Source organism: Streptomyces sp. NPDC042102 (genome assembly GCF_055582305.1).
The window spans coordinates 169,015-184,931 of the sequence record NZ_JBVJDL010000007.1 but is presented as its reverse complement, the minus strand read 5'-3'; the positions used below and the strand labels follow the sequence as shown (position 1 = coordinate 184,931).

Below are 15,917 nucleotides of genomic sequence, written 5' to 3'. Positions count from 1 at the left end.
GTCCCCTCCAGGGTAGCGCCGCCGCCCGCCCTCCGGGCAGCCGCCGTGCGCGCCTGTACTGCTCCAACTTCACTTCCAGTGCACCCCCTTGGCTCGTTAGCGATGTTGACGCCCTGCACACCGCAGCCGAATATTGGCCGAACGAGTGCGCACGAGACCGGTGCGCGACGGATCGGCGCACGCTTTCGGGGGGAGCGGATGGGTCGACCGCCACTGCGCCCCGGCGAGCCGGCCTGGCCGAGGGTGAGCGACGTGCGGGCACGTGAGGCGGCGGGCTGGGTTCCGTTCCCGCTGCACTCCTTCGTCCTGAAGGTGCACAGCCGCTGCGACCTGGTCTGCGACTACTGCTACATGTACCGCTCGCACGACACGAGCTGGCGCGCGCAGCCGCGGGCCATGGCCCCCGCCACCGTCACCCGCGCGGCGGAGCGGATCGCGGAGCACCTGTCCGCGCACGGACTGACCGAGGCGGGCGTGGTCCTGCACGGCGGCGAGCCCCTGCTGATGGGCGACGAGGCGCTCGCCCGCACCGTACGGGTCCTGCGCGCCACCGTCGGCCACGACGTGCGGCTGCACCTGTCCCTGCAGACCAACGGCGTCCGCCTGACGGAGGAACGACTCGACTTCTGCGGGGAGTTGGGCCTGCGGATCGGGGTGAGCACCGACGGCGGACGCACCGCCCACGACCGGCACCGCAAGAGCGCCGACGGTCGCGGCAGCCACGCCCGCGTCGGCACCGCGCTGCGCCTGCTGGCCACCGAACGCTACCGGCCGCTGTTCGGCGCGCTGTTGTGCACGATCGATCTGCGCAACGATCCCGTGCGCACCTACGAGGAGCTGCTCGTCCACCGGCCGCCGGCCGTCGACTTCCTGCTGCCCCTGGGCAATTGGCACACGCCGCCGCCCGGTCTCGACCCGACCGGACGCCGCACCCCGTACGCGGACTGGCTGGGACGGGTCTTCGAGCGCTGGTACGGCGCCCCGGTGCGCGAGACGGGCGTACGCCTCCTCGACGATCTGATGGCGCTGCTGCTCGGCGCCACCCCGCAGACCGAGGCCCTCGGGCTCGCCCCGGTGCGCTATGCCGTGATCGAGACCGACGGCTCCCTCGGTCAGGACGACGCCCTGCGCACCGCGTACGACGGGGCGACGCGCACCGGACTCGACGTGCACCACCACTCCTTCGACGAGCTGCTGCGCCATCCGGGGATCGCGGCCCGCCAGTGGGGCGCCGACGGACTGAGCGCCGCGTGCCGCGGCTGCCGCCTGCACCCCGTGTGCGGCGGCGGCCACTACGCCACCCGGCACCGCCACGACACCGGCTTCGCCAACCCGAGCGTGTACTGCGCGGACCTGGCGGCGCTGATCGGCCGGGTACGGGAGCGGCTGGCCCACGACGTGCCGGGCCCGACCGGCGACCCCGGGTCGCCGACGGAGGCCGTATGACTCCGTCGCCGCATCGGCTGCCCGGAGCACTCTTCGACGGGATCGCCGCCGGCGGCGGCGGGGCGGAGGCCCTGCGGCTGCTGGCCCGCGCCGAGCACAGCCGGCGCCTGGCCTGCCTGTACGCCGTGCAGGCCGCCGCCCGCGCGTCAGGGGGCACGGTGGCGCGGAGGGCGGGCCATGCCTGGGAGCTGCTGGCCGCGGCCCACCGGGCGGATCCCGGGGCGGCGGCCGCCGTCCTGACGCATCCGGCGGCCGGGCCCGTGCTCGTCTGCCTGCTGCGGCAGCTCACGCGGCGGCCGGCGCCGGGCGGCCCGCCGCTCCACTGGCTCACGGCGCTCGCCGCGGCGGCGGCGGTCAGGGCCCGGATACCCACCCTGGTGCGGTGGCCGGTCGCGGAACCGGGCTCCTGGGTGCCGCTGCCGTCGCTCGGCCGGGCGTGCTTCCCCGGAGCACGTCCGGGCGATCACGCCGAGCTGCGCGTGGAGGGCGACGGGCGGGCCTTCCTCACCGTCGTGGACGCCGCGACCCCGCAGGTCCCGGTCGCGGTGCCGGGCCACGGCGATCCGTACCGCGCGACCGGCCGGTGGCGGGGCGCGCACCTGCTGACCACGTTCGACACGGGCGCCCCACTGGAACTCGACACCCTCGACCCGCCCGCCTTCCCGGCGGCCGCGGGGCGCCCCGGCGGCCTCGACGCCGACGAGACCCACCGGTGGGCGTCGCGCGCCCGGGAGGCAACCGAGCTGCTGCGCCGCGACCATCCGGAGTTCTACGCGGAACTGGCCGCGGGCCCCCGGCTCCTGGTACCGCTGCCCGGCACGGGACGGGGCAGCGTCAGCGGCAGCAGCGCGGAGACCTTCGGCTCCATGGCCCTGTCCCTGCCGTCGAACGGCACGGTCTTCGCGGCGACGATGGCGCACGAGATGCAGCACAACAAGTTCGCGGCGCTGCTGCACCTCTTCGACCTGTTCGAGGAAGGGCATCAGGGGCCCGAGGCGCTGTACTACGCGCCCTGGCGCCCCGACCCGCGCCCGCTGGTCGGCCTCTTCCACGGAGCGTACGCGCATCTGGCGGTGGCCCGGTTCTGGGGCAGGCGCGGGGAGACGGAGCCGGACCCGGGGATGCGGTCCGACGCGCAGACCCGGTTCGCCCGCTGGCGTTTCGCCGCGCGGGAGGCGACGGTGGTCATCCTGGACTCCGGCCGGCTCACCCCGCTCGGCACCCGGTTCGCCGGCCGGATGCTGGAGACCCTCGACGCCCTGTGCCGGGCACCGCTCCCGGCCGCCGCCGTCCGGCGCGCCGAAACGGCGGCGCGGGCCCACCGGGAGGCCTGGCCGGGAGCGACGGGAAGCGCACGGGCGCTGCCCGTCTGACGGACCGTCGGCGGTGACGCTGCCCGAGGACATGGCCCCGTGGCGCGCGGAGATCGAGGCCGAGGCCCCGGCGTTCACGCCGAGTCGGTCCCGCCCGGCCGGTCGGCGCCTCCGAAGCGCCTGGCCGACTTCGCCTCCTGGGCCAGCCGGCGCAGGGCCAGCAGGGCGGGTTCGAGGAGGACCGTGACCAGCACGGCCCGTTCGGCCTGGGCCAGCACGTCGCGCTCGCCGCCCATCTGCCGGATGTCGACGTCGGCGATGCTGTCGGCGAGCCGGGCGTAGGGCATCAGGCCCCGCCAGTCGATGTCCGCGCCCAGGTCGGCGAGTGCGGCCAGGACGTCCGCCAGGGTGTGCGTGGCCGGATTGCCCGGGGAGACCTCCCACCCCATCTCGGCGATCAGCGTGCGGGCGTCGGCCAGGCCCGCCGGCTCCGGCTCGGGCTCCGGCTCGGTCCCCTCGGAGGGCTGCCGCGTACCGGCGTCCTCTCCCCTCCTGGTCGGACGTACGCCCAGCGCGATGCCGAACACCTGGTGCAGATCGTCCTGTTCGGCCGTGATCGCGTCCAGGATCTCTTTCGTCGCGCTGGTCGACAGGCCGCGCGTCCCGATCAGGGTGCGGATGAACCGGAGCCGGTGCACGTGGTCCTCACCGTAGTCGGCCTGGTTGGACGCGGTGGCCCGGCCCGGGGGCAACAGCCCTTCGCGCAGGTAGTACTTGATCAGCGACACCTGTACGCCGGTGCGCCTGCTGAGCTCGGAGACCTTCATCCACTCACTTCCTCGGCAACGGATAACGGATAACGCTATTATCCGTTTGCGCGGCCCGAACACGCTCGACCGACCGATGAACCGACCGAAAGGGCTCTCCCCCATGTTCGGCACACTCATGCTCATCGCCGTTCCCACCCTGCTGTTCCGACTGCTCGGCGCGTTCGGCGTCGGACGGTTCGCGACCTGGCGGGTGTCCGTCCTGCACGGCCTCGCCGTCATGCTGGTGTTCACGGCGAGCGCCCACTTCGTCCCCTCCGCCCTGGGGCCCATGCCCGGCCACCACGACCTGGTCGCGATGGTCCCGCCGTTCGTCCCGTTCCCCCGCCTCGCGGTCTACGCCACGGGGGTCCTCGAACTCCTCGGCGCCGCCGGGCTCGTCCGCGGGACCACCCGGCCGATGGCGGGGCTCGGCCTCGCCGTGCTGTTCGTCCTGATGCTCCCGGCCAACGTCCACGCGGCCGTCGAGCGGATCCCGTTCAACGGCGAGCCCGCGACGCCCCTGTGGTTCAGGATCCCCGAACAGCTCGTCTTCATCGCGGTCGCGCTGTGGGCGTACCTCCCGGAGCGTGCGGCGGCTGCCCGCCGCTCACCGCGGGCAGGGGCGCGAGCGTGAAGTGCCGTACCCGGAGGGGCTCGAGGAGGTAGTCGTCCTCGCCCGGCAGCACCACCGGCTGCTCACGCCAGTGCTCGCCGGCGTAGCCGACGAGGTCCTGCTCGCTGCGCCAGCGGCTGACGTAGATCAGCGCGTCGGGCGGCGCGAGCAGGACCTCGTGGTCCACCAGCCCGGGGTGGCGGCCGGGGAACTCCGCCACCGCGGAGACGATCATGTCGCGGAACGCCTCGAACCGGTCCGGCCGTACGCGCGCTTCACTCACCCTGATGATCACGGTGCCCAGGGTGTCACGCACCCGGAAGCCGCGCCAGCCGGTGCCGCGTCCGGCTCACCGTCGGCCACCGCCCGACCGGACCCGCCCCGCTAGAGGGTCCAGACGCTGTTGAGCGAGAGGGCGAGCCTCGTCCTGTCCTTCTGAACCTCGGTTCCCCTCATCAGAGAGGTCAGTTCCGCCGGCGTCAGGGACGCCGTGTGGATCCGGACCTCGTCCATCTCGCCGGCGAAGGGCTTGATGTAGGTGTGGTCGGCGCCGAACCGGATGCTGAACGGACCGTGGTCGCGGTCGTGCTCGACGGGGTCCTTCGGCTTCGTGATCCGCAGGTCGACGGGCTGCCCGCCCGGGTCGCCCTGGCCCGCCACGGTCTGTCCGTCCACGGCCAGTTCGAAGAGGTCGCCCTTGCGCTTGAGGGCCACGTGGTGCCAGGTGTCGTCATCTAGCCGGGACGGCGAGTAGACGTACATGCCGGACTCTCCGGTCCATGTCCTCAGGTACTTCCCGTCGATGTCGTAGTCCCTCACGTAGACCTTGCCCCGGATCGATCCCGTGAGGGTGCCGTCCCGGTTGGCCACGAGTTTCAGCTCGGAGGCGTTGGCGTCCTGCCCGTAGCCGACGATGATCGGCCGGGGCCGCTGATCGTACGCGGGGTCCTTCGCGGTGGGGGTGGAGGTGTCCGCGCCGAACTTCACCCAGGTGCTGACGGTGAAGTCGCTCGTCCCCAGGCGCAGGGAGTCGCTGCACGACACCCGGACGGCGTCGTCCGTGCCGTCGAAGCGCATGCTCCTGCCGCCGTCGGGTCCGGTGCCGAACTGGGCACCGCCCTGGACCGCCGCGTTGTTGCCGGTCCCGCTGCCGTCGCCGGTGTGGTGCGTGCGCAGGTCCTCCTGGGCCGGGGCCAGGGCGGCCTCCGTGAACGCGGCGAAGCCGATGTTGCCGTGGGGGCTGCCCCCCGCGTGCTCGTAGAGCACGCCGATCTCGCCCGTGCCGAGGTGTTCCAGGTCCGAGTACCCCGCCCGGGCCCTGTGGATCACCGCGCCGGACGTCGACCACGTCCTGCCCTGGTCGGAGGAGGAGCGGATCGCCAGGGTGAAGCGGTCATTGGTCTCGCCGCCGTGGCGGACCGGCGAGGAGAACAGGAGCGTGCCGCTCGGCGCGCGCAGGAGGGAGCCGGATACGGGCGGCGCCTCCATCTTCGCCACCAGCGAGAACGGGACCCTGAAGGACTCCTCGACGAGGTCCTTGGGCTGGATCTCGGCCGACAGCCGGCGGTCCCTGGTCCCGCAGAACCGCTTGGAGCGGGCGTTGACGTAGACCCGGCCGTCCGGCAGCACGGCGGTGGAGGGCTCACTGGGGTAGTGCGTGCCCTCGGGGGTCTCCAGCGCCTCGGACCGGGCACCCATCTTCCAGGTCCTGCCGTTGTCCGCGCTGTAGTAGAAGACGGCACCGCCGAACACGGGGGTGCCCTCCTTCCCCTTGCGGTACTCACCGGAGACGACCAGCTGTCCCGACGGCAGCCGGACGCCCTTGCCGGGACCCACCGAGATCCACTCCCAGCCCTCCCCCTTCAGGTGCGGCAGGACTTCCCTGACCGACGACCAGGTCGCGCCGCCGTCGGTCGTCTCCGTCCGCTGCAGCTCGCGGGACTGGCGCGCGCCGTCCTTCACCTCGTTGAAGGCGTAGAGCAGGGTGATGTGGCCGCGGTCGAAGTCGGTGACGACGGGGACCGGGTTGCCGTAGCCGTGCGGGGCGCCGGGGTCGCCGGCGCCGCCGCGGATGACCTGGAGACCGGGTTCCCAGGTCTCTCCGTCGTCGAACGACCGTCTGGCCACGATGTCGATGTCGCCGACGTCACTGCAGTCCTTGACCCGGCCCTCGGCCAGGGCGATCAGAGCCTTCTTGGTCCGGACGAGCTGCGGGATCCGGAAGCACTCGTAGCCGGAAGATTTGATCGCGAACGGCTGCTCGGTGCGGCGCGCCAGCTCGGCCGCGGCCGCGGTCCCGGTGAACCCTCCGGGCAGCAGGGACGCGCACAGTGCGACGAGCGCCACCAGCGCGGCGGAGAGCAGGGTGGCCGGGCGTCTGCCCCGCCCGGCCCGCTTTTCATGATCATTCATATTCGCAGGGTACGTACGGGCGCCAAGTGCCGCCCCGTCGGCCCCCCTTGTCTGTCGGCCGGCGCGAGGGCGGCGAGCCAGAGCTGGATCTCCACGTCCCCGTCGCCGACCAGGACGTAGGACTGCAGGACGAGCCGCCCCTGGCCCGCCCGCCACACCGTGGACGACTCGCCGTCGCCGGAGCGCAGGCACGGCCCGATGTCCGGGAGCGGCTCGCCGAAGCGGGCGGTGATCCTGCCGATCGCGCCGGCCTCGATCTCGCCGAACCGTTCCATCGCCCAGTCCTGGAGGAAGGAGAAGTCATGCTGGTGCTCGGCGTAGAGGTAGGTCCGCGCGACCACGCTCATGGCGCCGAACGAGGTGCCGTCCACGTCCGGGTCGTCCTCCTCGGCGGGCTCGTACGGGTCCTCCCGGGACTCGCAGATCAGCGAGCAGGGCTCGAAGCGGCGGGGCTCGGCGGCGAGCAGCTCGGCCGCGAGGTCGGCGATGTCCCGCTCCGGGGCGCCGGGGTGGACCAGGTAGGAGTGCGCCTCCTGGCAGTGGGCGGGCTCGACGCGCGCGAAGGTGCCCGCAGGTGCGGTGGTCTCCCACAACGTCGTCCCGGTCCGGTCCACCAGGCGCAGGGCGGCGCCGTCCGCGGCGGCCTCGACCCGGCAGACGTCCAGGCCGTCGCGGTCCACGTGGGCGACGCCGCCGTCGCGGGTGACGAACGCGGCGAGGCCGGTCCCGAAGCCGAACCCGAGGACCCAGCCCCCGTCGTCGGTGAGGGGCTCCAGGTGGTGGACGGGGATGAACCGTCCGCCGGAGCGCAGGACGCCCCAGGCCCGCCCGGCGGGACGGCCCGCGGCGGCGGCGCGGACCTCCTCGGGGGCGTCCTCGTCGACGGGTCCGACGTAGTGGGCCACCGCGGCCCCGGCGTCGTCGAAGTCCTCCGCCCACTCGTACTGCTGCGCGATGACCTCCTCCCCGGTGGCATCGAGGTAGCCGTGCGCGTAGCCGTCGTCGAAGCGGACCAGCCCGCAGCCGAAGTCCTCGGACATCCGGTTCCCCCGCGCCCTGATCACGAGTTCGCCGCGGGCGTCCAGGAAGCCCCGGCCGTGGTCGCCGAGGGCGAACGCCAGGCCGCCTGCGTCGAAGGGGTCGAGCATCGCGAAGCAGGGCTCGACGACCCATTCCCCCTGCTCGTCGATCAGGCCCCACAGGTCGCCCACGCGGACGGGCGCCGCGCCACCGGGGCCGAAGGGGCGCGCGCCGTCGAAGCGGGGCTCGATGACCATCCGGCCCGTGCGGTCGACGTAGCCGCACCGTCCGCTGCCGGCGTCCCGTACGCCGGCGAGCCCGTTCGCCGCGAACGGCCCCGCCGCGGCATACCGCGGGCGGATCACGAAGCGGCCGGTGGCGTCGATGTAGCCCACCGCGTCCTCGGTCCGGGCGGCGACGGCCAGGCCGTGGCGGAACACGTGGGCCTGCGTCAGGGTCGCCGGGATGACGGGGACGCCGTCCGTCCCGGCGTAGCCCCAGCGGCCGTCCGCCGCCCGGAACCGGGAGAGCCCGTCGTCCTCGAACGCCTCGGTGCGGGCGAGCTCCGGTGCGGCCAGCCACCGACCGCGGTGGTCGAGGTAGCCGCACCGGCCCTCCCGGTCGGCGGCGGGGGCGACGAACCCGCCCCGGCCGTCCGGGTGGAACGCCCCGACCGCGCTCAGCTCCGGGGCCCGCACCAGCCGCCCGTCGGCGCCGACGAGGGCGTACCGCGTCCCGGAGCCGGCCGGACCCGCGCAGGGGACGACATACGGCGGCGCGGCGGTGGTGGTGCGGGACGGCATGGCGGGGCTCCTCGTACGGGGCCGACGCAGCGTCACCGGCTGCCCGGCCGAAGGAAATCAGGGGCGGCTCATGCTAGGCGGCGCCTCCGACACCGGGTGGGCACGGGCTCCGGTGGTGGGCTTCGGGCGGGGGCTTGCGCCGAACGGGTGAAGTGGTCCGGTATCGAAACGATTCTCCCTTTCCTGCCCCTTATGGACCTCCCTAGCCTTTTCCTGTCAGCCGGGAGGACGGGGGCGGAGTCGTGGGCACGCTCGACGCGGCGCTCGCCGCGCAGGTCTACGCACTGAGGACGGCCACGGCGCACGGGCCACGGGGCCGCGCGGCCGTGGCCACCGGACCGTCGGCGGTCAAGGTACTGGTGCACCTGTCGGGTGAGCTGGCCGCCGTCGAGGCCGCCGGCCTGGTCACCGAGACCGCCACCGGCACCGTCGTGGTGGGCACGGCCGCCGTCACCGACCTGGAGCGCATCGCCGCACTGGACGCGGTGGTGTCCGTACGCGCCGACCGCCGCTCCCCTCCGCTGGACCCGGTCGGCCCCGGGCCGGCCGACGGGCTTCCCCACGCTCCCGTGCCCGAAGCCGCGACGCGCGCCCGGGGCACCGCCGCCGACGCCGCGGTCGGGCCGACCGGGCGCGGCGTGGTGATCGGGGTCATCGACACGGGTGTCGACGTCTTCCACCCCGCCTTCCGGGTGGGCGCCACGTCCCGCATCACCCGTGCCATCGACTACACGCTCATCCAGCAGGTCTCGAAGACCCAGCACCTGACGACCCGGAGCGTGCGGATGGTCTGGCGTCCCCCGCCGACGCCCGGACTCCCCGAACCCCGCCCCGTCACGGTGGTCCTGCCGTTCCCGGTGACCGCCGATGCCGCGCGGACGGCATGGAACGCGCACGGCCCGGAGATCGGACCGGGCGACCTCACGGTGAGCGGCGGGCCCTTCCCCGAGCACCCGCTCGCGTTCACCTTCGGCGGGAAGTACAACACCGACAAGGCCAGCAGCCGGGCCATCGACGACATCGAGTGCTCCCCCGAGCCCGCCGAGCAGGGGCACGCCCAGTTCACGGTGACCCGGACCGGACTCGTCTTCGACCGGGCCGCGATCGAGGCGGCGCTGCGCACCGGGAACAGGAAGGACTTCCCGCTGCGCGACGTGACCGGACACGGCACCCGGTGCGCGGCCATCGCCGCCGGTGCCGTCCCGGAGTTCACGGGGTGCGCCGACCCGCCGCCGCAGACCCTGGGCGGTGTGGCGCCCGACGCGGACCTGATCGTGGCGCGCACCCCGGGCACGGACGCGACGTCCATCCAGGCCACCGAGTACATCCTCGACTTCGCGGCGCGGGCCGGGAAACCCGTCGTCGTGAACATGAGCTTCGGGTCGGACTTCGGGCCCCACGACGGCACGGACGAGTTCGCGATGTACGTCGACAGCAAGCTGATCGACACCAAGGGCCGGGCGATCGTCACCGGTTCCGGGAATTCCGGCGGCTTCTACCTGACGGGACCCCAGGCGCCGCTGCCGCCGCTGCCGGAGCCCAACGTCCGGGCCGGGCAGCACACGCGGGGGCTGACGGACGGGGCCGGGACGGCCGCGTTCGACTTCCATTTCCCGCAGACCCGCAAGCCGGCGCAGGCCTTCGAGATCTGGTACCTGGGCAGCGGCAGGCTGCTCTTCGACCTCTCCGCCCCGATGACCGTCGGCGGCCCGTCGCTGCCCGCCCCGGTCCAGCCGCTGACCGGCATGGTCGGCCACACCTTGGGCGGCCACACCGTGTGGATCCTCTCGGAGCTGAACCTTCCGCCGCTCGGCAAGCACCGCATCAGCTTCTGGGTCTACGCGCCCGAGGCCACCGGCCGGATGGCGCGCGGCGAGTGGAGGGTCCGCCTCCGGGAACCCGCCGCGGTCCCGACGACGTTCGACTGCTGGATCGAGTCCGGGCCGAACGGTGCCCGGTTCCGGGGCGACCAGCAGGACCAGACCCGTACGATCACCTCGCCGGGCACCTCCCGCTTCGCGCTCACCGTGGGGGCGTACGCCGCCGCTGACGGGACGCTCGGCGACATGTGCAGTCGCGGGCCCGTCACCGACTTCCGGACGACGCCGACACCGCAGGTGTGCGCACCGGGCGTCAACGTCTGGACCGCCAACAGTGGCGCCGACGCCGACTCGCCGTCCTGCTACACCCCGCGCGGCGGCACGAGTTACGCGGCGCCGTACGCGGCGGGCGTGGTCGCGCTCATGCTGGAGGTCAACGGCGCCCTCGACCACGTCGGCATCACGAAGCGTCTCCAGGACTCCTGTCTGCCGCCCGTGCCCTACACGCCCCCGGACGACCTGGAGAGCGGCTGGGGCTACGGCAGGATCCATCCGCAAGGGGCGGTCGACCTGGCCCGGCCCCCCGCGCCCGCGCACGACTCCGAGCCGGTCGTGCTGCCCGCCGCCGCCTACCCGGCCCTGGCCCGGCCGGCCCATCTGGCCGTGGCGGAACTGCGGCGCCGCGCCGAGGACAGCGCGGCGGGCCGTACGCTGGCCGCCCTGGTGTCCCGGCACGCCTCCGAGGTACGGCACCTGGTCGGCACGCAGCGGCGCGTGACGGCGGCCTGGCACCGGCTGCACGGACCCGCCCTGATGCGCTGGGTGCTGAGCGACGTACGCCGCGAGGTGCTGCTGCCCCGCTCCCTGGGCGGCCGGCCGCTGGGCGCCGGGCTGGAGCGGTTCCTGGACGAACTCGCCCGCGCGGGAAGTCCCGGGCTGCGGGCCGACATCGCCGACCACCGCGCCCTCGTGCTCGCCCTGCCGGGCGCGGCGCTGGCCGAGCTCGACGGCCACGGGCAGGTGACCTGACATGACCGCCGGAACCCTCGAGATCCTCGCGCGCGAGCTCGCGCGCGCCCTGCAGCCCCTGGAGCACCGGCTGGCGCCGGAGCGGCGCGAGGAGTTCCTGCTGGAGCTGGGGTTCTGGGTGCCGGGCGGCCTGGGCGCGGCGGCCGGGGCCCTCGGCGCGGTGTCCGTCCAGGCGGCCGGGCTCGCCTCCGGCATCGAGCGGCTCACCGGCGCGATCAGCGGCGGCGTCCCCGCGGTGATCGTCCGGGAAGGCGCCGGCCTGCTCGGCTCCGTCGGCCAGGTGCTCGACGCGCTGTCGGCGGTCGGTCCCGCGCTCGGCGAGGCGGTGACCGCTTCGGGCGGGCTCGGCGACGCCCAGCGCGCACGGCTGCTGGAGCAGGCGCGGCAGCTGCCCAAGCGCCTCCTCGACCACACCGTGATCGGTCATCTCGACGACCGGAGTCCGGGCACGGTCGAGGCGCTGGAGCTGATCGGGATCATCGACCGGTACGGGGGCGGGGTGGATCCCGCCGATCCGACGGTCGTACCCGCGTCGTACCGCATCCTGCGGCTGGACCGGCTGCTGCCCCTGCTCACCGACCCGGCGGGCTTCCTGGCGGAGGTCCTCCGGTTCGGCAGGCCGGAGTTCGACGGTGCCGAGCTGCTGCGGCGGGTCGGCGCGCTGCTGGCGGCGCACGACCGCGACTTCCTCTACCGCACCCCGCCCGGTGCTCCGGAGGCGCTCGACGCGTACCTGTTCCGGCTGGACGTCGACCGGTCGGTCTCGCCGCCGGCCCTGGACGCGCGGGTCGGCGTACCCGCGCAGGGGGACACCGAGCGGACGATCTCGCTCGGCAAGTACTGGACGCTGGTCCTCGCGGCCCGCTCCCGGTTCGGGACGGGACTGCAGGTCCGGATCACCCCGCCCCTGAACCTGCACCTGCGGCCGCAGGACGGGCCGCTGCGGCTCGAGGCGGGCGCGCGCCTGGAGGCGGCCCGGACCGACGGCGCCCCGATGCTGCTGATCGGTCAGGCGGGCGGCTCCCGCGTGGAGATCGGCCGGTTCGTGCTGGCACTGGGCCTGCGCGCGGACGCGGCCGCGGGCGGCGGTGTCACGGCCGAGCCGACCGCCGCACTGGAGCTCGCGGGCGGGCGCGTCCTCATCGACCTGTCCGCCGGGGACGGGTTCGTCAGCACCGTCACGGGGGGCGCGACGATCGATTCGCAGTTCGGCCTGCGGGCGCTGTGGTCGCCGTCGCAGGGCCTGCGGTTCGAGGGGAGCGGCGGGCTGGAGGTCACGATCCCCGCCCATGTCCGCCTCGGCCCGGTCGAGATCACCACCCTGTACCTGCGGGCCGCCCTCGGGGACGACGGGAGCGTGCCGCTGGAGATCTCCGGAAGCTTCACCGGAGCCCTCGGCCCGCTGCGGGTGAGCGTGGACCGCGTGGGCCTGCTGGCCACCCTCCGGCCGGCGGACGGCGGCAACCTCGGGCCGCTCGGCCTCGGGTTCGGCTTCAAGCCGCCCACCGGGGTGGGGCTCGCGCTGGACGCCGGGATCATCAGTGGCGGCGGCTACCTCTCCGCCGACGCCGAGCGCGGGGAGTACGCCGGGGCCCTCAGCCTGGAGTTCGCCGGCTTCCTGGCGTTGCAGGCGGTCGGGGTGATCAGCACCCGCATGCCGGACGGCACGGCCGGATTCTCGCTGCTGATCGTGATCACCACCGAGTTCGGCGGCGGCGGGATCCAGCTGGGGTACGGGTTCACCCTGCTGGCGGTCGGCGGGCTGATCGGACTCAACCGGGGCATGGACCTGGACGCGCTCGGCGAGGGGGTGCGCTCGGGGTCCGTGGAGTCGGTGATGTTCCCGAAGGACGTCGTCGCGAACGCGCCGCGCATCCTCAGCGACCTCCGTGCCTTCTTCCCCCCGGAGGAGGGCACCTTCCTGGTCGGGCCGATGGCCAAGATCGGCTGGGGTACGCCGGCCCTGATCCGGATCTCGCTCGGCGTCGTCGTGGAGATCCCGCCCGGCAACGTCGCGGTGCTGGGTGTGCTCAGTTGTGTGCTGCCCCACGAGGAGCTGCCGCTGCTGGTCATCCAGGTCCAGTTCGTCGGCGCGCTCCAGGTGGACAAGTCACGTCTGTGGTTCTACGCGCGGCTGTTCGAGTCACGGATCCTGTCCATGACCATCGACGGCGGGATGGGACTGCTCGTCGCCTGGGGCGACCAACCCGAGTTCGTCCTGACCGTCGGCGGGTTCCACCCCTCCTTCACCCCGCCCGAGCTGCCGTTCCCGCTCCCCGAGCGGATCTCGGTGGACATCCTCAACCAGCCGGGCCGGCTCATCCGCGTCAGCGGCTACTTCGCGGTCACCAGCAACACGGTGCAGTTCGGTGCCAGAGCGGAACTGCGGCTGGGCTTCTCCGACTTCGGCATCGACGGCGGGCTCAGCTTCGACGCGCTGTTCCGGTTCTCCCCCTTCGCGTTCGTCATCGAGATCTCGGCGCACGTGTCCCTGAAGGCCTTCGGGGTGGGCCTGTTCGGCATCCACCTGGACTTCCGGCTGGAGGGGCCGACCCCGTTCCGGGCCCGCGGCCGCGGGTCGATCTCCCTGCTGTTCTTCGAGATCTCCGCCGACTTCGACATCGAGTGGGGCGAGCGGCACCACACCACGCTCCCGCCCGTCGACGTCCTCGCACTGCTGGAGGGCGAGGTGCGCAAGACCGAGGGCTGGCAGAGCCTGCCGCCCGACGGCGACGCACGGACCCTGGTCACCCTCCGCGACCCCGACGGGGCCGAAGGGATCGTCCTGCACCCGCTCGGCACCCTGTTCGTACGCCAGCGCGCCCTCCCCCTCGAGGTGCGGGTCGACCGGATCGGCGCACAGCGGCCCACCCACGGCAACAGGTTCCGCGTGGATCCCGCCCCGGAGAGCGGGCTGGTACGGCTGTCGGTGACCGGCGAGAAGTTCGCGATGGCGCAGTTCCAGGACATGGACGACGCGGCCAAGCTGTCGAAGCCGGCCTACGAGGAACAGGACGCCGGCCTCGAACTGGCCGCCGACGAGGGCCTCTTGCGCGCACCGCGCGTGGTGCGGCGCAGCGCCCGGTACGAGGCCGTCGTCGTGGACCGCAACCTCCGTACGGGCCCGCGGCCGCCCACCGCCACGGCCGCGGACGCGGCGGCCGCACCCGTCCCGGCGCGCAGGAAGCTCACCAGCGTGAGCCCGGCGGTGTTCAACGGTCTGCTCGCGGGCAGCAGTACCAGCCGCTCCCCGCTCTCCCGCACCGACGGGCAGCGCCGGCGGCCGCTGCCCGCGCAGGAGACGGTCCGGGCCGTCGGTCAGCGGTACGTGGTCGCGTACACGCGCAACAACGTCCAGGCCCTGCCGCCCAGTGTGCCGGGCGACGGGCTGCCTACGCCGGCGGACTTCCGCAGCCCGGCCGTCGCGGCGGACGCCCTCGCCCGGTGGGTGGGCGCCGACCCCCGCCTCGCGGGGCGGCTGCACGTGCTGCCGGTGCCGGACGCGCAGGGCCGGCCGGTCCTCCCGGGCACCTGGCAGGCGGCGGCCGGCCCGGCGCCCGCGGCGGTGTCGGGCACGGACGCGGTACGTCTTTCCTCGGACGTCGTGCTGCTGGCCGGCGGCAGCGACGCCGCCGGGGCGCCCGTGGCGGCCGTGGGACTGTTCGACCCGGTGAGCGCCTCCTGGTCGGCCGGGCCGTCGCTGGCCGTCGCCCGCCGCGAGCACTCCACCACCCGGCTCGCGGACGGTCGCGTCCTGGTCGCCGGCGGAACCGGCCCGGACGGCGCGGTGCTCGACTCGGCCGAGGTGTACGAGCCGCTGCACGACGCGTGGCGGGCCGCGGCGAACCGGCTGGCCGTCCCCCGTACCCGGCATGCGGCGATCTCCCTGGCCACCGGACGGGTGCTGGTCACCGGCGGCGCGCACGGGGGCCGTTCGACGCGCTCGGCCGAGTTGTTCGACCCGCTCTCCCATACGTGGGAGCCCGCCGCGTCGATGACGGACGCCCGCCACGGGCACCGGATCGTCCCGCTGCCGGGCCGTCAGGTCCTCGTCGTCGGAGGCGTCCTCGGCACGGGCGGCGGGCGGGGCGTGCCGCTGGCCTACTGCGAGCGCTACGACCCGGACACCGACACGTGGACCCCGGCCGCGAGCATGGGCACGCCCCGCGCGGGCCACGAGGCGACCGTGCTCCCCGACGGCCGGATCCTGGTGACCGGAGGCGACCCCACCGGGCTGCCGCGCGACGGTGCGGCGAGCGGCCGGAGCCTGGCCGGCGCCGAGGTGTACGACCCGGGCCGGGACGCGTGGACGCCGGTGGCCGACATGCCCGGCGGCCGCGGCCGGCACCGTGCCGTGCCGCTGCGGACCGGCGAGGTCCTGGTCGTGGGCGGCACCGGCGGCCCCGCCTTCGCCTCGGCCCACCGCGGCGTCCTGCGCTTCGACCCCGCGTCCGGCCGGTGGACCTCCACCGGTGCCCCGGAGCTGGGCCGGGCCGATCTCGCCGCGGCCGTCCTGGCCGACGGCCGGGTGCTGATCGTCGGCGGCCTGACCGCGGCCGGACCCGCCGCGCCCGGACCCGGTCCGGGCGTGACCACCGCCGACACCGAGCTGTTCACGCCGTGAACGGGGCCACCAGGGAGGATCCGACGCC

General features: G+C 74.4%; 9 protein-coding genes. 5 read left to right on the top strand and 4 right to left on the bottom strand.

Translation table 11 applies throughout. The features are described from left to right. Window positions 1–198: 198 nt before the first annotated feature. Both ACZ6KO_RS26430 and ACZ6KO_RS26425 read left to right on the top strand, forming a co-directional pair. On the top strand, window positions 199–1,446 hold the full coding sequence (locus ACZ6KO_RS26430) for an FxsB family cyclophane-forming radical SAM/SPASM peptide maturase (protein WP_469306504.1): 1,248 nt from the start codon (window positions 199–201) through the stop codon (window positions 1,444–1,446). Further along, window positions 1,443–2,819, top strand: coding sequence for an aKG-HExxH-type peptide beta-hydroxylase (locus ACZ6KO_RS26425; protein ID WP_469306503.1), 1,377 nt, complete (start codon window positions 1,443–1,445; stop codon window positions 2,817–2,819). The genes ACZ6KO_RS26430 and ACZ6KO_RS26425 overlap by 4 nt, the downstream gene beginning before the upstream one ends. Before the next feature lie 74 nt (window positions 2,820–2,893). Here the strand turns inward: ACZ6KO_RS26425 and ACZ6KO_RS26420 are convergent, their stop codons facing one another. Further along, on the bottom strand, window positions 2,894–3,586 hold the full coding sequence (locus ACZ6KO_RS26420; protein WP_469306502.1) for a MerR family transcriptional regulator: 693 nt from the start codon (window positions 3,584–3,586) through the stop codon (window positions 2,894–2,896). 103 nt (window positions 3,587–3,689) lie between these two features. Here ACZ6KO_RS26420 and ACZ6KO_RS26415 point away from each other — a divergent pair, with 103 nt between their 5' ends. After that, window positions 3,690–4,202: a DoxX family protein gene (locus ACZ6KO_RS26415; protein WP_469306501.1), complete on the top strand. Its 513-nt coding sequence runs from the start codon at window positions 3,690–3,692 to the stop codon at window positions 4,200–4,202. Here ACZ6KO_RS26415 and ACZ6KO_RS26410 read toward each other — a convergent pair. The 3 genes from ACZ6KO_RS26410 to ACZ6KO_RS26400 form a co-directional block, all read right to left on the bottom strand. Continuing rightward, the gene (locus tag ACZ6KO_RS26410) at window positions 4,120–4,464 is read right to left on the bottom strand and encodes an antibiotic biosynthesis monooxygenase (protein WP_469306500.1); all 345 of its coding nucleotides are present in this window, start codon (window positions 4,462–4,464) and stop codon (window positions 4,120–4,122) included. The genes ACZ6KO_RS26415 and ACZ6KO_RS26410 overlap by 83 nt on opposite strands. Window positions 4,465–4,565: 101 nt before the next feature. Continuing rightward, entirely contained in the window at window positions 4,566–6,593 is a 2,028-nt protein-coding gene (locus ACZ6KO_RS26405; RefSeq protein ID WP_469306499.1) for a sialidase family protein, read from the bottom strand. Further along, window positions 6,590–8,416 (bottom strand): WG repeat-containing protein, encoded by a 1,827-nt coding sequence (locus tag ACZ6KO_RS26400; protein ID WP_469306498.1) that lies wholly within the window; start codon window positions 8,414–8,416, stop codon window positions 6,590–6,592. Before ACZ6KO_RS26400 ends, ACZ6KO_RS26405 begins: the two co-directional genes overlap by 4 nt. Window positions 8,417–8,658: 242 nt before the next feature. Here ACZ6KO_RS26400 and ACZ6KO_RS26395 point away from each other — a divergent pair, with 242 nt between their 5' ends. Beyond that, a complete protein-coding gene (locus ACZ6KO_RS26395) occupies window positions 8,659–11,265 on the top strand; it encodes a S8 family serine peptidase (RefSeq protein WP_469306497.1) in 2,607 nt (868 codons plus the stop codon). Window position 11,266: 1 nt separating this feature from the next. Continuing rightward, window positions 11,267–15,889 (top strand): DUF6603 domain-containing protein, encoded by a 4,623-nt coding sequence (locus ACZ6KO_RS26390; protein ID WP_469306496.1) that lies wholly within the window; start codon window positions 11,267–11,269, stop codon window positions 15,887–15,889. The last annotated feature ends 28 nt before the right edge of the window (window positions 15,890–15,917 follow it).